17 protein-coding genes are annotated in these 19,480 nt (G+C 65.0%); 6 read left to right on the top strand and 11 right to left on the bottom strand.

What is annotated here, in order from left to right; all coding sequences use genetic code 11:
• Nucleotides 1-40: 40 nt before the first annotated feature.
• Nucleotides 41-502: an iron-responsive transcriptional regulator RirA gene (rirA, locus tag ORS3428_RS02315; protein WP_071094192.1), complete on the top strand. Its 462-nt coding sequence runs from the start codon at nucleotides 41-43 to the stop codon at nucleotides 500-502.
• Nucleotide 503: 1 nt separating this feature from the next.
• Here rirA and ORS3428_RS02310 read toward each other — a convergent pair whose 3' ends face one another.
• Genes ORS3428_RS02310 through hemP form a run of 5 tightly spaced genes read right to left on the bottom strand, consistent with a single transcriptional unit; the run spans nucleotide 504 to nucleotide 4,625 of the window.
• The gene (locus tag ORS3428_RS02310) at nucleotides 504-1,292 is read right to left on the bottom strand and encodes a heme ABC transporter ATP-binding protein (protein ID WP_071094191.1); all 789 of its coding nucleotides are present in this window, start codon (nucleotides 1,290-1,292) and stop codon (nucleotides 504-506) included.
• 7 nt (nucleotides 1,293-1,299) lie between these two features.
• Nucleotides 1,300-2,400, bottom strand: coding sequence for a FecCD family ABC transporter permease (locus ORS3428_RS02305; RefSeq protein ID WP_071094190.1), 1,101 nt, complete (start codon nucleotides 2,398-2,400; stop codon nucleotides 1,300-1,302).
• A gap of 10 nt (nucleotides 2,401-2,410) precedes the next feature.
• Nucleotides 2,411-3,304 carry a heme/hemin ABC transporter substrate-binding protein gene (locus ORS3428_RS02300; protein ID WP_071094223.1) on the bottom strand — a complete coding sequence of 298 codons (894 nt, stop codon included), beginning with the start codon at nucleotides 3,302-3,304 and terminating at the stop codon, nucleotides 2,411-2,413.
• Between the two features lie 11 nt (nucleotides 3,305-3,315).
• Nucleotides 3,316-4,371 (bottom strand): hemin-degrading factor, encoded by a 1,056-nt coding sequence (locus ORS3428_RS02295; protein WP_071094222.1) that lies wholly within the window; start codon nucleotides 4,369-4,371, stop codon nucleotides 3,316-3,318.
• Between the two features lie 47 nt (nucleotides 4,372-4,418).
• Nucleotides 4,419-4,625: a hemin uptake protein HemP gene (hemP, locus tag ORS3428_RS02290; RefSeq protein WP_071094189.1), complete on the bottom strand. Its 207-nt coding sequence runs from the start codon at nucleotides 4,623-4,625 to the stop codon at nucleotides 4,419-4,421.
• A 198-nt stretch (nucleotides 4,626-4,823) separates the two neighbouring features.
• Between hemP and ORS3428_RS02285 the strand changes: the two genes are divergently transcribed.
• From ORS3428_RS02285 to ORS3428_RS02275, 3 genes are all read left to right on the top strand, one after another.
• Nucleotides 4,824-7,031 (top strand): TonB-dependent hemoglobin/transferrin/lactoferrin family receptor, encoded by a 2,208-nt coding sequence (locus tag ORS3428_RS02285; RefSeq protein ID WP_071094188.1) that lies wholly within the window; start codon nucleotides 4,824-4,826, stop codon nucleotides 7,029-7,031.
• Nucleotides 7,032-7,134: 103 nt separating this feature from the next.
• Complete coding sequence (locus tag ORS3428_RS02280) at nucleotides 7,135-8,223, top strand: energy transducer TonB family protein (RefSeq protein WP_244507830.1); 1,089 nt, start codon at nucleotides 7,135-7,137, stop codon at nucleotides 8,221-8,223.
• A gap of 42 nt (nucleotides 8,224-8,265) precedes the next feature.
• The gene (locus ORS3428_RS02275; RefSeq protein WP_071094186.1) at nucleotides 8,266-8,580 is read left to right on the top strand and encodes an antibiotic biosynthesis monooxygenase family protein; all 315 of its coding nucleotides are present in this window, start codon (nucleotides 8,266-8,268) and stop codon (nucleotides 8,578-8,580) included.
• 174 nt (nucleotides 8,581-8,754) lie between these two features.
• Here the strand turns inward: ORS3428_RS02275 and putA are convergent, their stop codons facing one another.
• Nucleotides 8,755-12,363, bottom strand: a complete 3,609-nt coding sequence (putA, locus tag ORS3428_RS02270; protein ID WP_071094185.1) for a bifunctional proline dehydrogenase/L-glutamate gamma-semialdehyde dehydrogenase PutA — start codon at nucleotides 12,361-12,363, stop codon at nucleotides 8,755-8,757.
• 165 nt (nucleotides 12,364-12,528) lie between these two features.
• Between putA and ORS3428_RS02265 the strand changes: the two genes are divergently transcribed.
• Nucleotides 12,529-12,981: an Lrp/AsnC family transcriptional regulator gene (locus ORS3428_RS02265; RefSeq protein WP_071094184.1), complete on the top strand. Its 453-nt coding sequence runs from the start codon at nucleotides 12,529-12,531 to the stop codon at nucleotides 12,979-12,981.
• Here the strand turns inward: ORS3428_RS02265 and ORS3428_RS02260 are convergent, their stop codons facing one another.
• Entirely contained in the window at nucleotides 12,982-14,190 is a 1,209-nt protein-coding gene (locus ORS3428_RS02260) for a cytochrome-c peroxidase (RefSeq protein WP_071094183.1), read from the bottom strand. It abuts the gene before it with no gap.
• Nucleotides 14,191-14,197: 7 nt separating this feature from the next.
• Nucleotides 14,198-14,641, bottom strand: a complete 444-nt coding sequence (locus tag ORS3428_RS02255) for a FixH family protein (RefSeq protein ID WP_071094182.1) — start codon at nucleotides 14,639-14,641, stop codon at nucleotides 14,198-14,200.
• 155 nt (nucleotides 14,642-14,796) lie between these two features.
• Here ORS3428_RS02255 and ORS3428_RS02250 point away from each other — a divergent pair, with 155 nt between their 5' ends.
• Nucleotides 14,797-15,717, top strand: a complete 921-nt coding sequence (locus tag ORS3428_RS02250) for a sugar kinase (protein WP_071094181.1) — start codon at nucleotides 14,797-14,799, stop codon at nucleotides 15,715-15,717.
• A gap of 44 nt (nucleotides 15,718-15,761) precedes the next feature.
• Here the strand turns inward: ORS3428_RS02250 and ORS3428_RS02245 are convergent, their stop codons facing one another.
• From ORS3428_RS02245 to ORS3428_RS02235, 3 genes are all read right to left on the bottom strand, one after another.
• Entirely contained in the window at nucleotides 15,762-16,781 is a 1,020-nt protein-coding gene (locus ORS3428_RS02245; protein ID WP_071094180.1) for an aldose epimerase family protein, read from the bottom strand.
• A gap of 99 nt (nucleotides 16,782-16,880) precedes the next feature.
• Nucleotides 16,881-18,338 carry an NAD-dependent succinate-semialdehyde dehydrogenase gene (locus tag ORS3428_RS02240; protein WP_071094179.1) on the bottom strand — a complete coding sequence of 486 codons (1,458 nt, stop codon included), beginning with the start codon at nucleotides 18,336-18,338 and terminating at the stop codon, nucleotides 16,881-16,883.
• Nucleotides 18,339-18,505: 167 nt separating this feature from the next.
• Nucleotides 18,506-19,456 carry an AEC family transporter gene (locus tag ORS3428_RS02235; protein ID WP_071094178.1) on the bottom strand — a complete coding sequence of 317 codons (951 nt, stop codon included), beginning with the start codon at nucleotides 19,454-19,456 and terminating at the stop codon, nucleotides 18,506-18,508.
• Between the last annotated feature and the right edge of the window lie 24 nt (nucleotides 19,457-19,480).

Genomic DNA, 19,480 nt, shown 5'->3' with positions numbered 1-19,480 from the left:
GGCCATATTCCGCTCAAGCTAATGTTTTCGCGAGGATATCATGCGGCTCACGCGCCAAACCAATTATGCGATGCGCATCCTGATGTATTGCGCCGCGAACACCGACAGGCTGAGCCGCATCCCCGAGATCGCCACGGCCTACTCGGTTTCGGAACTGTTCCTGTTCAAGATTCTGCAACCGCTCGTCGAGGCGGGCCTGGTGGAGACGGTGCGTGGCCGCAACGGCGGCGTGAGGCTCGGCCGCCCGGCCGAGCAGATCAGCCTTTTTGACGTCGTGCGCGTCACCGAAGAGAGCTTCGCGATGGCCGAATGCTTTGAGAACGACGCCGCCGAATGCCCGCTGGTCGACAGCTGCGCGCTGAATTCGGCGCTGCGCGAGGCGCTCAACGCCTTCTTCGCAGTGCTTTCCCGCTACACAATCGCCGACCTCGTCGCCGCGCGTCCGAGCATGCGCCACCTGCTCGGCATCGACCTCCTGGAACAGCGCGCTCCGGCGGCGTGAGCTAAGCCGCCGATTGCGGCAGCACGAACGGCACGCTCGCTGCGGGCAGCGCGCCTACCTTGAGGCGGCAGTCGAACACCTTCTCGATCAGCGCGTTATTGAGCACATCCTGCGGCGAACCGGCAGCGGCCAGCTGGCCGCGATGCAGCACGAAGATGCGATCGGCATACATGGCGGTCAGGTTGAGGTCGTGCAGGATCGCCACCACGCCGCCGCCACGCCGGGCGAAATCGCGCGCTATGTTCATGATGATGAGCTGATGCTTGACGTCGAGGCTGGAGACCGGCTCGTCGAGGAAGAGATAGCGCGGCCTGCCTTCCAGCACTGGCGCCCAGACCTGGCAGAGCACGCGGGCAAGCTGCACGCGCTGCTGCTCGCCGCCGGAAAGCTCCTGGTAGAAACGGCCGGCAAAGCCGTCGAGATCGACACGCGCCAGCGCCCGTTCCGGCAGGCGTGCATGCTCGCCCGGCAGCACGCCGGAACGGCCGCCGAGCAGGCCGAGACGAACGATCTCGCGCACCGTGAAGGGAAAGGACAGCGTGGTGGATTGCGGCAGCACAGCGCGAAGTGTCGCCGCCTCCACCGGTTYCATTGTGGACAGGTCACGGCCGTTCAAGGTGACCATGCCGGTATAAGCCAGTTCGCCGGTCAGCGCCCTGAGCAAAGTCGTCTTGCCCGAGCCGTTCGGCCCGACGATTGCCGAGATCTCGCCCGGCCGCGCCGCGAAATCGACATGCGACACGATGCGCTTGTTGCCGATCGCTACCGAGATGTCACGTGCTTCGATCATCGGCGGCTCACAGATCGACGATGCCGCGCTTGCGCAGCAGGATCCACAGGAAGAAGRGCGCGCCGGCGACCGCGGTGACGATGCCGATCGGTAATTCGGCCGGAGCGACGACGGTGCGGGCGACCGCGTCGGCGAGCAGAAGCAGCGAGGCGCCGAGCAAGGCCGAGGCCGGCAGAAGGTAGCGATTATCCGGGCCGATCGCGAGGCGCAGCAGATGCGGCACGACGATGCCGATGAAGCCGATGCCGCCGCTGACGGCGACGGACGCGCCGACCGCCGCCGAGACCCCGACAATGGCCGTGTACTTCAGCTGCTGCACCGGAATGCCGAGATGACCGGCGGTCGCTTCGCCGAGCGCCAGCGCGTTGAGCCCGTGCGGCAGGAAAGCCAACGTCGCCAGCGCCAGCACGATCACCGGCCCGACCGTGCCGATCTTCGGCCATGTCGCGCCGGCAAGCGAGCCGAGTTGCCAGAAGGTCAGGTCGCGCAATTGCCTGTCGTCGGCCATGAAGATGAGGATGCCGGTCACCGCCATGGCCAGAGCGGCGATCGCCAGGCCGGCAAGCAGCATGGTGGCAACCGAGGTCCTGCCGTGACGCGTGGCGACGGCATAGAGCAGGAAGGTGACCGCCAGGCCGCCAAGGAAGGCCGCCAGCGGCAGCGCGAGCGTGCCGAGGGCGAGCGTCACCGGCGCAAGCCAGGTCGCGCCGAGCACGATGATGGTTACGGCGCCGAGGCTCGATCCGGCGGAAACGCCGATAAGGCCGGGGTCGGCAAGCGGATTGCGGAACAGGCCCTGCATCACCGCACCGGAGACGGCAAGTGCCGCGCCGATCAGCACGCCGAGCAGCACGCGCGGCATGCGGATATCGTAGACGACCAGCCGGTCGCGAGCGGCAAGCGCCGTGTCGGCCGGCACGGCGCCGGTGAGCCAGTGGCGGATGGCGCGGATGGCGGACGCATCGGAGGCACCCGACGTCAGCGACAGGAATACCGACAGGGCAAGTGCGAGCGACAGAAGCAAGATGACGGTCCTGGCCCGTGCCGAGCGATCGCCATCGGCTGCCATCACCCTCCCCACCGCGCCGCCGATCGACTGATCCGCCATGGCACCCGGCTCAGTCCGTGACCTGGCTGCCGTACAGCGATACGGCGAGGTCGTGGATGGCTTCGGCCGTGCGCGGCCCGAAACCAAGCAGATAGCCGCCATCCATGCTGATCATCTTGCGCGCGGCGCCCGCCGGCGTCGAAGCGATCGATGGGTTGGCGAACAGCTCGTCTTCCGAGATCGGCGGCCCGCCATTCTTCATCGTCAGGATCACGTCCGGCCTGGCGGTGACGATCGCTTCGTCGGACATCTGCTTGTAGCCGGAGAAGCCTTCGACCGAATTGACCGCGCCGGCGAGCTTGATGATGCCGTCGCCCGCCGTGTCGCTGCCCGCGGCCAGGATCTTGCCGCCCTGCGTCGACAGAACGAACAGGATGCGCTTGCGCTCCTTGATCGAGGCCGTCTGCTTTTCCGCCGCCTTCAGCTTCGCATCCGTCTCGACGGCCAATTTCTCGGCCTTGGCGTCGACGCCGAGCGCCTTGCCGACGATGYGGATCTTTTCGAGGATGGCTTCTCGGCTGTAGTGCTCCGGCACCTCGATGAAGGGCACGCTCGATTTCTTCAGCACGTCTACCGCTTCCTTCGGGCCGCTGCCGTGCAGAGCGAGGATTCCGGTCGGATTGACCGACAGGAGACTCTCCGGCGACAGCGCGCGCATATAGCCGACGTCTGGCAGCTTCAGTGCGGCCTGCGGGAAAGAGCTGGTCGAATCGCGGGCGACGAGATGGCGCTCTTCGCCAAGCGCATAGACGATCTCGGTGATCGAGCCGCCGATCGAGGCGATCCGCGAGGTATCCGAGAAGACGGCCGCGGCTTCGTTGGCCACGGTAGGCGGGGTGGCGAAGGCAAGCAGAACGCCGAGCACCGGCGCAAGCGCCGGGCGGAAACGGAATGCAACACGCATCGGATCTTGCCTCATGCAGCGGTCGGGATGCGGGGCAGGTTCTCGGCCAGGAAGCGCCAGCCTTCCCGCTCGCCCTCGCCTTCGTGGCGCTTGCCGAAGAACTGGATGATCATGTTGCCCTTGGCGTCATAGGCTTCGAGCGAGGTCACATGCCCATCCTTGGYCGGCTTGCGCACCGCCCAGACTTCATGGATGTGATCGGTCCTGAGATGCAGGTGGAAGGTCCCGTCGAGCACATTGATCCACGGCCCCATCGGCTTGACCGACTTGATCGGACCGGAGTGGATCTGGATGCAGCCGCGGTTGCCGACGAAGCACATGATCGGCATCTCGCCTTCCGCCGCGTGGTGGAACATGGCGCTGAGGGCACCATTGTCGAGCAGCCAGGCATAGTCCCGGCCGACCATGCGCACCGCCTCGCGGCGGCTGAGCTTCAGCGTCTTCAGCATGCCGAAGAACTGATGCACGTCGGTCATCCGGCTCCAGCGGTCGCGCAGATCCTCGATGCTGGCGATTGATCCCCGGGCTTCCCCCTCATTGTCCGGCACGCTTGCGACGACCRCAACGGTGCGCTCCTGGTTCGACGATTCCAGTCTCGCGACCAGCTTCTGATAGGCGTAGAGGTTCGACGCGGGCCTCAGATGCACCTTGTGCACCGCCTCGCCGGCCGCATCGAAGAACTGCAGGCTGCGGCGGATCTCGTCGCCGTCGCGCTTTTCGAGGGCAAATCCATGCGCCCACACATTCGGGAAGATGCGCAGATCGATATTTTCGCCGAGCACCATGGCATTGTGGTTGCCGGTGACGACCTTGTCGTAGACGCCGATCTTTTCGTGCACGGCGCTTTCATTGCGGGTCAGCGCCATCACCTCGCCGACCGCTTCGAGGCCGATCAGCAGGTCGTTGACGCGCGGCTCAACGCGTACGGAGCCGAAGCCGCAATGCGCCGCAACCAGTTCCGCCTCCGAAATGCCGAGTTGGGCTGCAAGATCACGCTCGCGCAACTTCGGATTGGCTTCCCGCGCCCGCCGGATCTCGTCCGGCGACGGTTTTACGCGCTGGTCCATGTCGTCCACCTGTCTTTGCCGGCTCGTCTTCTCGCGCGCTGATCCTCTTACTTGTTGAGGATCAGCTTGCCCTGGCGGGTGATCTTCAGACGGTAGAGCGCGCCGTGATGCTCGATGCCGATCTCATGCTGGCCCTGGAACAGCGCGTTGCTGGAGAGCGTGCGCACCGCCATCGGCACGCGCTCGAAACGCGCGAGCATGTCGTCTGAACGGCGGACGCGATAGCGGAAATCGTTGGGATTGTACGTGTTCATGTCGGTCCCTTTCCTCTGCCGGCCACCCTGGCCCGGCTGTCTCGTAAAATGCCGATTCAATTCTTGACTATAATAGTCATGTTTACTAGTCAGTGCATTACCGGACTAAATGAGTCAACATTTAAGATGCCGGACGTGATCAAAAATGCGAGCGAGCCCCGCGCCAGCCAGCATCGAGCCTGAAATTGGAGTTGGGGCATGGGGCTGGTGACTTGGGGACGGACGGGCCTGGCGGACGAGGGCCCGGGCACCCGATCTTTGGCGAGCGGCTTCGCGATGYTGATTGCCGGGACAGCGGCAATCGCGCTCAGCGTGCCCACCGCAAAAGCTCAACAGGCACAGCCGGCAGCCGGCCAACCGGCCGATCAAAAGAAGCAGGCCGATGAGAAGGCCGCGGCCGAAGGCACCCTGCTCGACAAGATTCTGGTCATCAGCCGCACCGGGGAAACGGCGATCCAGTCGCTGGCCTCCGCCAGTCATGTCGATCAGGAACAGCTCGCCCGCCGCATGGCGACGACGCCGAACGAGATGCTGCTCGGTGTTCCCGGAGTTGTCGTGCAGGCCGACGCGCGGCGCGTCAGCTCCAGCATCAACATCCGCGGCCTGCAGGACTTCGGCCGCGTCGCGGTCATCGTCGACGGCGCCAGGCAGGATTTCCAACGTTCCGACCATGGCACGCAATCGACCTTCTACGCCGATCCCGAGCTCATCAAATCCATCGACGTCATCCGTGGCCCGGTCGCCAACACCTATGGCTCCGGTGCGATCGGCGGTGTCGTCTTCTTCGATACCAAGGACGCCGACGACTTCCTCAAGCCCGAGGAAAGCTGGACCGCCTCCGTCACCGGGCGCTACGAAAGCAACGGCAAGGGTTGGACCACCAGCGCCAGCGGCGCCTACCGCTTCAATCAGAACTGGGACGCGCTGGGCAACATCGTCTACCGCGACCACGGGAACTACAAGGCCGGCGGCGGCGACACCGTTGCCGGCACCGGTTTCGACGTGCTGAGCGGCCTGTTAAAGACCACCCTCCGCCCGAGCGAGAACAGCGAATTGAAGCTCGGCTGGGTCGGCTCCAGCGACGGATGGACGGAGACCAGCGGCGGCGTGCCCGCCAACGATGCCGACCTGAAGTCGAACACCTTCACCGCCCGCTACAACATCACCGACGACGCCAGGAGCTGGCTCGATCTTCACATCAACGCTTCCTACAACAAGACGCTTCTCGATCTGACGACGCTCGTTCCGCGGAAGCGGTTCGATCCGAGCACCGGTCTTCCTGTGGTGCTGCCGGCCGGCTCGCTGTCGACCTTCGATGTCGGGACGAGCGGCATCGACATCTGGAACAYGTCGCGCTTCGAGAACGACGGTATCGCGCATGAGCTGACCTATGGCGGCGACTGGGTCGGCGACGATGTCGAGACGGGCGGCACGGCCGGCGGCGACAGCTTCTACACGCCGTCCGGCAAGCGCAACGTCTCCGGCGCCTACATCCAGGACAAGCTGACCTGGGCATGGCTCGAGGTCATCACCGGCCTGCGCTACGACCACTACAGCCTGAAGGACTCCGAGCACGAGACATCGGGTGACCGGCTGTCGCCGCGCGTCACCGTCGGCGTCTCACCCTTCGAAAGCGCAGCTCTCGCGGGCCTGCAGTTCTACGGCACCTATGCGGAAGGCTACCGCTCGCCCTCGCTGACGGAGACGCTCATCAGCGGCAACCATCCAGCGGGTGTAACTTTTCCGTTCCTGCCGAACCCCAATCTCAAGCCTGAAACCGGCAAGACCATCGAATTCGGCGTCAACTACAAGCAGAACGACATTCTCGAAGCCGGCGACGCGCTGCGGCTCAAGGCCGCCTACTTCAACAACAATGTCGAAGACTATATCGACGGCGTGACGCTTTCGGCATTCGACCCGACCAGCGGCTGCCCATTCGGTCCGGGCATCCCGATCTGCTTCCAGTACCAGAACTTCGCCAAGGCGAAGATCAACGGCTTCGAACTGGAAAGCGTCTACGACGCCGGCTGGGGCTTTGCGAGCCTCTCTGCCTCCATCATCAACGGTCACACTATCTCGTATGAAGGCGAGCGGGCCGACCTTGCCACCATCCCTTCCTCGCAGGTGACGGCGCAGCTCGGCTTGCGCTTCCTCGAAGACAAGCTGACCGTCGGCGGCGAGGTGCAGTACAACGGCAAGCCGAAGGGCAACCCGGTGGCCAAGGACTATACGCTGGTCAATGCTTTTGCCAGCTATCAGACGACGGACAATCTCAAGGTCGACTTCCGCGCCGACAACCTGTTCGACGTCAAATACACCAATCCGCTCAACGGAAGCACGACCGCCGTCCTCTACGAACCCGGCATCACGCTGAAGCTTGCGGCAACGATGCGCTTCGGAGGCTGACCGCAATGCCACGTTCAACGACATCGCTTCGTCTGTTGACTTCGGTCCTGGCGATGTCGCTTGGCCCGGCGCCGGCGTGGGGTCTTCGGGGTCTGAACAACCGATGGGGATAGAGCCGGCACTCGCGCGAAACGCTGCTGTCTTGCCTCGGGCCGGCATCGGCTTTCCGCCGTTTGCGGCAAGCGATCTTGATTTGACAATTTGCGACTGGTCGCGGCAGCTTGCGGCCCGCGCCATGCAGGACATCAGCAAAATATCCGACCCCAGCGGCGAGTTGACGGCGGCTCCCGGCGAGCCGCTGGCCGGTGCCCGGCCGCCGGAAAGGAACCTGAGTTGGATCGCGACGATAGGCGCGTCCAGCACCCTGCATGCGGCGCTGGCGGCGGCCTTGGTGGTTGCGCCGACGGCAACCCTCAACTTTCAGGCCGCTATGCAGGCGGAGGGCGCCGATCAATCGGGCGCTAACGTCGTCGGCAGCGCGTCGGATGGACAAATGCCGGGCGCAATCAATGTCGCACTGGTGCCAGCCCCGAAACCGCCAGCGGTCAGACCGGTGCCGACTCCAGCGCCCCAGGCGCAGCGAACGCCGGCAGCGCCCGTGGCTGTGAAGGAACCCGTCGAAAAGCCGGACCCAGCACCGGACATATTGGTCGCCGGAACGCCGCGAGATGATCTGCACAGTGCGGCGCAGGCGGTTGAGCCGCCGATGGGTCCCGCGATCCAGGATGAAAGCACCGAGCCTGAGCTGGCTTTCGCCGGGGAGCCGCCCGTTCCGACCCCGAGGCCGAGCACCGCGGACGGTTCGGGCGCTGCCAGCAAGGCAGCCGACGCGCCCGGCACGGCGAACGGGGAAGAGATCAAGGCGTCGATCGCCAGCAAGGGCAAGACCAAGACAGCGAACGGCGAAGCGGCGAGATCGCGCTACAGTGGCGAGGTCGCCAGCAAGCTGGCGAAGGCCAATCGTCTCGTTTCGAAATCGGCGCAGGCCAAGGCTCTCAACAATGCCACCGTGACCTTTGTGGTGCTGGCGAATGGCAGCGTCACGGATCTGCAACTCGCCAAGAGTTCGGGCTCTCCCGAACTCGATCAGTTCGCGTTGAACCTGGTGCGCCAGCAGTCGCCCTTCCCTCCCATCCCGCCGGAGATCGGAATTTCCAGCTGGCGGTTCCGGGCTCCGATCGGACCGTACTGACTGCCCTACAAATCAACCAACAGAATTGCCAAGGATTAGCCAATGTACATCGCCATGAACCGCTTCAAGGTCCAGAACGGCTCGGAAGAGGCCTTCGAGGACGTCTGGAGGAACCGCGACTCCAGCCTCTCCGACATGAAGGGCTTCAAGGAATTCCACCTGCTGCGCGGCCCGGTGAACGAGACCGAGGGCTATACGCTTTTTGCCTCGCACACAGTCTGGGCGAGCCAGGAGGACTTTGTCGCCTGGAYGAAGTCGGAGAATTTCCGCGCTGCGCACCGCAACGCCGGCACCTCGAAGGTGCACTATCTCGGCCATCCCCAATTCGAGGGCTTTTCGGTCGTCGAAGGCGCCTGACCGCCGCTGTCGGTCAATCTCCGTTGGCGGCCAGGGTGTGTTGAGATTCAGGTCAGGCCGAGTCGAAAATGGCGGCTTCCGAGAACCGGAGCGGAGCGTACTTAAAGTACGTGAGCACCGGAAGCGCAGGAAGCCGCCATTTGCAGACCGGCATCACCTGAATATCAATACGCCCTAAGCAGCCGCCAACAGGCTGGCATTGCCGCCGGCCGCCGTAGTGTCGACGCAGACCGCGCGCTCATGCGCGTAGGCCGCCGGGTTGAGCACTTCGCTGACCAGCGGCACGATCGGCCCGGCGCGCTCGGCAATCACCTTGCGCACGATGCGCGCTGCTTCCGGCGTGCCGGAGAAGGCCACCACATCGACGCGCAGCGAACGCGCCTCGACCGGGTCCGGCCGGCCGTCGATCGCCGCCAGCGGCAGACCCTTGCCGGTCAGCGCCGACAGCGCCGCAGGGGCGCCGGGCGCCACGGCCAGCACCGCATTGCCGGCGGCTAAAGCCTGGATCGTCTGCGCAAGCAGCGTGTCGGCATCCGGTCCGAGGCAGAGCACCCGGCCGCGCGGCGCCAGCGACAGCGTGTTGGCCTCGCCCGTCGGCCCGGGCAGGTCGACCTGGCCGAAATCCAGACTCGCCGCTGCGGCAATGGCCGCCGCCCCCTTGCCGCGCAGATGTTTCCTCAGCATCGCCACGCGGTCCGCCCGCGTCGACCAGCCGCCAAGCATCGGATCCGGCAGATTGTCGGCAAGCTCCGTGGCGGTGACCTTGTGGCCTGCACCAAGCTCGGTGCCGGCCTCCGGCCCCTTGCGGAAGCGCCGCAGATAATGCGGCCCGCCGGCCTTGGGGCCGGTGCCCGACAGCCCCTCGCCGCCGAAGGGCTGCGAGCCGACAACGGCGCCGATCTGGTTGCGATTGACATAGATGTTGCCCGCATGGATGCCGTCGACGAAATGCTGGACGCGGCCCTCGATGCGTGTGTGCAGCCCGAAGGTCAGGCCGTAGCCCTTGCGGTTGATGGCAGCGATCACCGCGTCGACCTCGTCGGCATCGAAGCTGGCGACATGCAGCACCGGGCCGAACACCTCGCGCTCCATCTCCTCTATGCCYTTGACGCGGAAGACATGCGGCGCGACGAAGCGGCCGGTAGCCGGCGCTTCCAGCTTGGCGATCAGCCGGCCTTCCAGCCCCTTCTTCTTGCAATAGTCGCTGATCGAGGCTTGCGCCTCGTCGTCGATGACCGGGCCGACATCGGTCGAGATCGCCCATGGATTGCCGACGGTGAGCGCTTCCATCGCCCCCTTCAGCATTTCCAGCATCTTCTTTTCGACATCCTTCTGGACATAGAGCACCCGCAGCGCCGAGCAGCGCTGTCCGGCGCTCTGGAAAGCGGAGGCGAGGATGTCGCGCACTGCCTGCTCGGGCAGCGCGGTGGAATCAACGATCATGGCGTTGAGCCCGCCGGTTTCCGCGATCAGCATGGCGTCGTGCGCGGCAGTCTCGGCGAGTTGCTTTTCGATCAGCTTGGCAACGTCGGTCGAGCCGGTGAAGCAGACGCCCGCAATCCGCGGATCGGCGGTAAGCGGCGCGCCGACCGAGGGCCCGTCGCCCGGCAGAAGCTGGACGACATCTTCCGGCACGCCGGCCTCGCGCAGCATCTCGACGGCGCGGAAGGCGATCAGCGGCGTCTGCTCGGCCGGCTTGGCGATCACCGAATTGCCGGTGACGAGCGCCGCCGCGATCTGGCCGGTGAAGATGGCCAAAGGGAAATTCCAAGGCGAGATGCAGACGATCGCGCCCCGCGCCTCAGTGCCTGCTTCGACATTCGCCGCCTCGGCCGCGTAGTAGCGCAGGAAGTCGACGGCCTCGCGCACCTCGGCGACGCCGTCTGCCAGCGATTTGCCGGCCTCGCGGGTGGCCAATGCGAAGAACTCGGCGGCGTTGGCCTCGTAGAGATCGGCGGCGCGGTTGAGGATCGCTGCGCGCTCGGCAACCGGACGCTTTGCCCAGGCCGGCTGCGCCTCGACGGCGATGCGGACGGCGGTCGCCACCTGCTTGGCCGCTGCCTCATGCACGGTGCCGACGACTTCGTCAGGGTTGGCCGGATTGACGATCTGGCGCTGCGGGCCGTAGCCGGCCGCGCGCGTGATCGGCTTGGCATGCCAGCGGTCCGCTCCGGCAAATTCTCCCCTTGCCCTGTCGATGGCCGCAAGCGTCACCGGATCGCTGATGTCGAATCCCTTCGAATTGCGCCGGTTGGCCCCGAAGATCGCGGCCGGGCGGGCGATCGCGGGATTGGCGGCGGGACCTTGTCCTTCCACCGCCTCAAGCGGATCGCGCGCGATCTCCTCGGGCTGGACCTCCTCGTCGGTCAGTTGGTGGACGAAGGAGGAATTGGCGCCGTTCTCCAGGAGCCGCCGCACCAGATAGGCGAGAAGGTCGGAGTGCGCGCCAACCGGCGCGTAGATGCGGCAGCGCGTGCCTTCGGCCTTGCGCACCGCCTCGTGCAGGGATTCACCCATGCCGTGCAGGCGCTGGAACTCGAAGGAATCGCGATCCTTCGCCATCGATAGAATGGCGGCCACGGTATGCGCGTTATGGGTGGCGAACTGCGGATAGATGCGATCGGTCATCGACAGCAGCTTTCGCGCGCAGGCGAGATACGAGACGTCGGTGTTGACCTTGCGGGTGAAGACCGGATAGCCGGCGAGCCCCAGCGTCTGCGCCCTCTTGATCTCTGTGTCCCAATAAGCGCCCTTCACCAGCCGCACCATGATTCTGCGCTCGTATTTCCCGGCAAGCGCATAGAGCCAGTCGATGACGAAGGCCGCGCGCGGGCCGTAGGCCTGGACCACCACGCCAAACCCTTCCCAGCCGGCGAGTTCCGGTTCGGCAAGCACGCGTTCGATGACGTCGAGCGACAGATCGAGGCGATCGGCCTCCTCGGCATCGATGTTGAGGCCCATGCGCGAATGGCGAGCCGCAAGGGCCAGCGACAACAGTCGCTCGGCCATGACCGGCAGCATCTTCTCCTTCTGCGCCACCTCGTAGCGCGGATGCAGCGCGGAGAGCTTGACCGAGATGCCGTGATTGTAACGAATGTCGGGGCCGTTCGAGCCGGCGTCCAGCGAGGAAATCGCGTCCGCATAGGCCCTGTGATAGCGCAGCGCATCAGCTTCCGTTCTGGCCGCCTCGCCCAGCATGTCGAAGGAATAGAGATAGCCCTTTTGCGTCATCTGCCTGCCGCGCCTGACGGCCTCGGCGATGGTGCGGCCGAGCACGAACTGCTCGCCCATTTCGCGCATCGCCGCTGCCACCGCCCTGCGGATGACCGGCTCGCCCAGCCTGCGCACCATGGCGCGCAGCGTGYCTTCGATCCCGCCCTCGCCTTCGTCGAGCACGCGGCCCGTCAGCATCAGCGCCCAGGTCGAGGCGTTGACGAAAATGGAACTCGAGCTGCCGGAATGCGCCGACCAGTCATGCGGCGCGATCTTGTCGGCGATCAGGTCGTCCATCGTCTCGGTGTCGGGCACGCGCAGCAGTGCCTCGGCCAGGCACATCAGCGCCACACCTTCCTTGGTCGACAAGCCGTAGGCCGAGAGGAACGCCTCCATCAGCCTCGGATCGGTCGAGCCGCGCACCGCCCTCACCAGATCGGCGGCGCGGGCCGAGATCGCCTTGCGCTCTTCAGCCGAAAGACCGGCTGCCGCGGACAATCGCTTTACGGCCTCGTCTTCGTCGGGCAGGTAGTTGGCGCGGATCTGCTGGCGGATGGCTTCGAGCGGCATGTCGGATCCATGAAAGCAAGCGTTAGGGAACGGTCTGGCGGCCACCGGACCGATCGGCGCAAGCTAGCACAGCTACGAATTCTCGATCGGTCCAAAGAGATCGACTAGATAGTCCTTTTGAACTATCATTTAGGACATATTTCCATCATTTTGACCGCTAGATCGATGACTGTAGACCAATTGGACCGCATCGACCGTAATATCCTCTCCGCTCTGGGGCGCGACGGCAGGCTTTCCATGTCCGAGCTGGCGGCTAAGGTCGGCCTGTCGAAGACGCCGGTGCAGGCGCGCGTGAAGCGCCTGGAGAAGGACGGCTATATAAGGGGCTACCGAGCAATCATCGACCGCGAGCGCATGGGCGAAGGCCATGTTGCCTTCGTCCAGGTGAAGCTCTCGGATACGCGCTCGGCAGCACTCGATGCCTTCAACCGCGCTGTGCAGGCGGTGCCGGAGGTCGAGCAATGCCACATGATGGCGTCGAGCTTCGACTATCTGCTGAAGGTCCGCACCACCGACATCGCTGCCTACCGCCGCGTGCTGGGCGAGCGCATCTCTGCCCTCCCCCATGTCGCGCAGACCTCGACCTTCGTGGCGATGGAGACGGTGAAAGACCGCTAGCTAATCCGAAAGCGTTTTCAGGAACGCCACCAGCGCTGCCCGCTCGCGGTCCGAAAGGTTTAGCGGATGGACTTCCGAAACGCCYTCGGCGCTTGGCGGCGCCTTCGAATAATGCGCGACCACCTCGTCGAGCGAGGAAAACTGCCCGGCATGCATATAGGGCGGACGGGTGGCCACCCCTCTTAGGGACGGTGTCTTGTAAGCGCGCACCAGCTGCTGCCCGTCCTTCACCATGAAGCGCAGCTCGCGGCAGGTGCTGGCATCGCCGTCGCGGAACTTGCCGAAGCAGTTGAACGGATCGGCCTGGACTTGTGCCACCGCGTCGACCCGCCCGCGATCCGGCGGCAGATCCTTGGCCGGCGGCACGCCGGTGTTGTGGAAAGAATTGTCGGTGAAACGCGGACCGTTGTGGCAGGTGACGCAATTGGCTTTGCCGATGAACAGTTTTAGCCCGAGAATCTCTTCCGGCGTGAAGGCCGCGTCGCCATGCGGTTTCGTGCCGGTCGCGAGGTCGATGGCGAAGCGGTCGAAGCGCGTCTGCTGCGGCTCGATCGATCGCTCGAAGGCGGCGATCGCCTTGCCGATATTGGCAAAGACGCGGTTGACGTCGTCGGCCTTCCCGGCGGGCATGGCGTTCCACGCCGCCCTTTCGGCGTCGCTGCCGAGCGGGCTGGCATTGGCCGGTACCCCGGAAAGATCGGGCAGCGGGCCGAAGATGCGTTCATAGCGCTCGCCGAACCGCTTCTTGATGTAATGCGCGAAGGCAGCGCGGTTGCCGGCATGCTCCAGCGGACTTTCGAGCGGTGTCAACGCCTGCGCCCACAGGCTGTCGCGCCTTCCGTCCCAAAAGAACCACGGATCGCGCGCCACGCCGGCGAGCGGCATGGTGCGCCGATTGGTGCGGCCGACGCCGACGCCTTGCGGCCGGTCATCCTGGAATTGACGATCGATCTTGTGACAGGTCGAGCACGATACTGTGCCGTCACGGCTCATGCCGAGGTCGAAGAACAGGGTAGAACCGAGGGCGGCAGCTGCCGGCACATCGGCGTACTGATTGGTCGTGTCCGGCTTCAGCGCCGGCAGCGTGTTCAGCGCCAACGAGGCGATGGTCTTCTTCTCGGCGTCGCTGAACTCCGGCTTGCCGCAACCGCCAAGCAAAGCGAGCGCTGCCAAGGCGAGCAGGCTTGCGACACTGGCGAAGCGCCTCATCGGCCGCTCACAACACGATGTTGAAGACGACGGAATCGGAGCCGGCCGCTGCCGAGATGGCAAAGCGCAGTTGCCACCAGCCGCTCATGGTGAATTTCACGCCGTCGATGCGATAACGCCCCTCGCCGAGATAATCGGTCGCCTGCGGACTGGTCGGCAGGCCGTGATTGTGCTGCGGCATGCCGCCGGAAACTGTGATCGCGGCGCCTTCCACCGCCGCGCCGCCGGCGGTCTTCAGCGTCAGCAACCACGATTGCAGTTCGCCTTGCCGGATCACCCCGCGCTCCGGCTCGAAGCTCGCCACGAACAGACCGTTGGCCGTCTTCTTTGAGCGGGAGGTATCGGGGCYCGACGCTGAATGCGGCATCGTCAGGTAGACGACTGCCAGGATGCCGACCAGCAAGGCAGCCAGACCGAGACCCACAAGGACGTAACGCCATATCGATGCCAAACCCGTTCCTCTTCGGCTGATAACGTCACGGGCTGCGTGCAGCATCCCGTCCCGCCTGTGGGAAATCGCTTCTGGCTCAAAAATCGGCCTGCGCCAAGCATGGCGCTGCCGATTGCAAAAAGCTACAGCAACAAAGCCTTAGGAGGATAAGTCGTATGGAAGCCAACGGTGTCGCGTCGATCGGCGAATGCATGCTCGAGCTGTCGGGCCAGGCAGGGCCGAACTGGCGCATGGGCTTTGCCGGCGACACGTTCAACACGCTATGGGCGCTGCATGCGCTGAGCCCCGGCCGGCCGGCAACCTATGTCTCGGCTTTCGGCGACGATCCCTTCTCCCGCGACCAGATCGACTTCTTCGCCCACAACGGCATTGGCATCGGCTACAGCCCGGTCATTACCGGCGCAAGACCCGGCCTTTACGCCATCACGCTCACCGGAGCCGAGCGCGCCTTCACCTACTGGCGCAGCGACGCGGCGGCACGCCAGCTCGCCTCCGATCCGGCCGCGCTGGCGAAAAGCCTTGAAAACCAGGCACTTGTCTATTTCTCCGGGATCACTCTGGCAATTCTGGGCGACGCCGCGCGCAAAACCTTGCTTGCAGCGGTCGCAACAGCCCGTCGGGCAGGCTCGCTTGTCGCCTTCGATCCCAACTATCGTCCCCGGCTCTGGGACAACCGCGAAGCGGYGCGGGAAGCGATCCTTAACGCGCTTGCCGTCACCGACATTGCGTTACCCACCTTCCCGGATGAGCAGATGCTGTTTGCAGACGAGACGCCGCGGGCGACCGCGGAACGGCTTGGGAAGCTGGWCGGCGAGGTTGTCGTCAAGAATGGCGAGCAGCCGGCGCTGCTTGCCGAGAGCGGAGCGTTGCAGACCATTGCGGCGGTAGCAGTGTCGTCGCCGGTCGACACCACTGGCGCCGGCGATTCCTTCAACGGCGGCTATCTCGCCGCCCGGCTTGCCGGGCATGCGCCCGTCGACGCGGTTCGGCGCGCACACCGCGTCGCCGCCGCCGTCGTTCAGGTTCGTGGGGCGCTGGCGCCATTCGAGACGCTGAGGGCAGCGTACGACGGCTAAGCCCCCCAATTGGTCAGACCGGCCTCACCGAGGCCTCATGCACCTCAAGGCAGGCGGAATCGATATTCTGTCACTTGATGATAGATCTGGCCCGGCCACAGCGTGGCCTGTGGGAAATAGGGCCGGTTCGGCGCGTCGGGCCAGGCTTGCGCTTCAAGGCAGAAGCCAGAGAACGCCTTGTAGCGGCGGCCGTCCAGCCCCGGCGACGAGGGCGCGACATGCTGGCCGATATAAAGCTGCACGCCGGGCTCGGTGGTCCAGACTTCCATTTCAACGCCGGAACTGGCCCCTTGCACCCAGGCCGCCTGGTGGAGCGGCCCGCGGCTAGAGGCCAGGCAGAAATTCAGGTCGTAGGGAAGCTGCTCCCCTTCCGTTTCCATGCGCAGCGGCCGCGCGTGACGGAAATCAAAGGGTGTGCCGTCGACCGGCTTGACCGCGCCGGTCGGGATCATCTCGCCGTCGACCGGGGTGTAGGCGCCGGCATTGAGCATCAGCCGGTGATCGAGGATATCGCCATCCCCGCCATCGTCGAGATTGAAGTAGGAGTGCTGCGCCAGGTTGCAGAGCGTCGGCTCCTCGCAGGTGGCGGTCAGTTCCATGCTGAGCGTGCCGGGGATCTTCAGCCGGTAGGTGCAGGTGACGTCCAGCGCCCCGGGAAAACCCATCGTGCCGTCCGGATCGTGCAGTGTCAGCGTCACGAAATCGCGGCCGTGCAGCGAGACCGCCCACGGCCGGTGGAAATATCCCTCCGAGCCGCCATGCAGCGTGTGCTTGCCGAGAAAATTGCGCTCCGTCTGGTAGCGTTTGCCGGCGATGGTGAAGCGGCCGTCGCGAATGCGATTGGCGAAGCGGCCGACGACGGCGCCGAAATAGGCGCGGTCGGTCTCATAGGGCTCGAAGCGATCGTAGCCCAGTACCAGCGGTGCGTCATGGCCGGTGAGCCGCAGATCCTGAATGACCGCGCCAAGCCCGATGATGTTGGCTGTGAGACCGCCACCGCGGATGGTGAAGCGGCGTACGGCCTCGCCAGCCTGAGTCGTGCCGAAGACCTCGCCGTCCTTCATCGCTTTGCCCGAATATCAGTTCTCGATCCATGGATTATGCCGGCCGCCCGTGATCCGGCAAGGGCAGGCTACGCGCCTGCCCTGCTCCATGGATGGTCCTCAGAGGCCGAGGCCGCCAATGCAGGCATATTTGGTGTCGAGATAATCCTCGATGCCCTGATGGCCGCCTTCCCGGCCAAGACCGGATTCCTTGACGCCGCCGAACGGCGCCTCGGGCGTGGTGATCAGACCTTCGTTGATGCCGACCATGCCGTATTTCAACCCTTCCATGACCCGGAARGCCCGGCCGAGATTGCCGGTGTAGAAATAGGCGGCGAGGCCGAACTCGGTGTCGTTGGCGAGCGCGATCGCCTCTTCCTCGGTTTCGAACTTGAACACGGGCGCGACCGGCCCGAAGATTTCTTCCTTCATGAACCGCATCTTCGGGGTGGCATCCGCAATCACCGTCGGCTGGAAGAACGAGCCGCCGAGCGCATGGCGCTTGCCGCCGGCGACGACCTTGCCGCCCTTGGAGGTCGCATCGGCGATCAGTTCCTCGACCTTCTCGACCGCCTTCTCGTCGATCAGCGGTCCCTGCTGCACGCCTTCCTCCAGGCCGGAGCCGACCTTCAGGTTGTTGCTTGCCGCTACCAGCTTCTCGACGAACTTGTCATAGATGCCCGCCTGCACGAGGAAGCGATTTGTGCAGACGCAGGTCTGGCCGGAATTGCGATATTTGGCGGTGATGGCGCCGGTGACGGCGCGATCGACGTCGGCATCGTCGAAAACCAGGAACGGCGCATTGCCGCCGAGTTCCATCGACACTTTCTTGACCGTCGAAGCCGACTTCTGGATCAGGATCTTGCCGACCTCGGTCGAGCCGGTGAAGGTGATCTTCTTGACCAGCGGATTGGTGCAGAGTTCGTCGCCGATCTCGCCGGCCGAGCCGGTCAGGATGTTGATGACGCCCTTGGGGAAGCCGACCTCCTCGGCAAGCGCGCCCCAGGCGAGGCCCGAATACGGCGTCTGCGATGCCGGCTTGACCACCGCGGTGCAGCCCGCGGCGAGCGCCGGGCCGATCTTGCGGGCAAGCATCGAGGACGGGAAATTCCAGGGCGTGATGGCGGCTATGACGCCGACCGGTTCCTTGGTCACCAGGATGCGGCGGTCGCCCCAGGGCGACGGCACGATGTCGCCATAGACGCGGCGGCCTTCCTCGGCAAACCACAGAATGTAGCTCGCGGCCGAGCCGATCTCGCCCTTGGACTCGAACAGCGACTTGCCCTGCTCGATGGTCAGCAGTTCGGCGAGCGCGTCCTGATTGTCCATCATCGCGTCGTGCAGCTTGCGCAAAAGCTTCGAACGCTCGAGCGCGGTGGTCTTGCGCCAGCTCTTGAAGGCTTCCTCGGCGGCCTCGATGGCGCGGCGGGTTTCCGCCTTGCCGGCCTTCGGCACGGTGCCGATCTTGAGGCCGGTGGCGGGATTGTTGACGTCGATGGTCTGGCCGCTGTCGGCCTGCACCCATTCGCCGTTGATGAGATTGGCCTGGCGCATGAAATGGCTGGTCTTCTGAAGCATGGTCTAGCCTCCTTTCGGCGCGCGAATCGGCCGTTTTGGGGTATCTGGATGGGCGTACGCGTGGCCGCACGCTGGCTTGCTCTTACCTAGGGAAAGGCCTGCAAGCAATCACAAGATGGCATATAGGGGTTGGGCCAGCAAAAGCGAGCACCGGCAAGGGTATTGGCCTACCCAAAGACATGGACGACCACAGTCAGCCAGAAGGACGTGGTGAGCACCGCGCTTGCTGTGGCGATGGTCATCTGGTTCGACGCCAGCGCCTGGCCGGTGTTGAACTGGACCGCAATGAGGTAGGAATTGACGCCGGATGGCAGCGCCGCCACCGCCACGGCCACCTTCGCCGTCAGCGGCGGCAGTCCGAGCAGCCAGACCAGGAGAAGCACCAGCGCCGGCATCACGAAGAGTTTGAGCACGGAGAGCGCGAGCGCCGGCCGGACGTTGCCGGAAATGCCGAAGCGGCGCAGGCTGAGGCCCATGGCGAACAGCGCCACCGGCCCGGCAGTGCCAGCGAGCGCGTCGACCAGCCGCCCGATCAGCTCCGGCAGCGGCGCGCCGGTCATGCGCCAGGCGAGCCCCGCCAGGATGCCGATGATGAGCGGATTGACGAGCAGCCGCCTGAGAAAATTCCTGATGACGCGAAGCGGATGCACGGGCTTGCCGCCGCCGCGGCCGAACATCTCGAACAGTACGATCGAGGCCATCATCATGATCGGCAGGTGAACCGAGACCAGCAGCGACAGCACCTCGAATCCGTCGCGTCCGAAGATGCCCAGGATGAAAGGCGCGCCAAGCAGCACGACGTTGGAATACGCGGAAGACACGCCGCCGACGATGCCGGCGCGGGCGTCCCGGCCGAAAATGCGGGTCGTTACCAGATGGCCCGCGGCCCAGGTGATGGCGACCGCCGTGAAATAGGCACCCCACAGCGACCACGGTGCCACGCCGTGGAAATCGGACTTCACCATCGTCTGGAAGAGCAGCTGCGGCATCGCAACGTTGACGGCGAATTCGGATACCCCCTCCCCGCTCGCCGGCTTGAGATAGCCGGTGAAGCCGGCGAGATAGCCGAGCGCGACGAGGCTGAAGACGAAGAGGACGGTTTCGACAAGCGGGGACATTTTTCCCGTGATAGGCGAGCCCCG

Origin of the sequence: Mesorhizobium sp. ORS 3428, assembly GCF_001854785.1 — a bacterium.
Taxonomy (GTDB): domain Bacteria; phylum Pseudomonadota; class Alphaproteobacteria; order Rhizobiales; family Rhizobiaceae; genus Mesorhizobium.
Note: the sequence above shows the minus strand (reverse complement) of the source record. Positions and strands in the feature narration are given on the sequence as shown.

Bases quoted from the DNA above. Each gene is read 5' to 3' on its own strand.
- rirA (WP_071094192.1), top strand. From the start codon at position 41: ATGCGGCTCACGCGCCAAACCAATTATGCGATGCGCATCCTGATGTAT.
- ORS3428_RS02265 (WP_071094184.1), top strand. From the start codon at position 12,529: ATGACTGTAGACCAATTGGACCGCATCGACCGTAATATCCTCTCCGCT.
- ORS3428_RS02235 (WP_071094178.1), bottom strand. From the start codon at position 19,456: ATGTCCCCGCTTGTCGAAACCGTCCTCTTCGTCTTCAGCCTCGTCGCG.
- ORS3428_RS02280 (WP_244507830.1), top strand. From the start codon at position 7,135: ATGGGGATAGAGCCGGCACTCGCGCGAAACGCTGCTGTCTTGCCTCGG.
- hemP (WP_071094189.1), bottom strand. From the start codon at position 4,625: ATGAACACGTACAATCCCAACGATTTCCGCTATCGCGTCCGCCGTTCA.
- ORS3428_RS02245 (WP_071094180.1), bottom strand. From the start codon at position 16,781: ATGAAGGACGGCGAGGTCTTCGGCACGACTCAGGCTGGCGAGGCCGTA.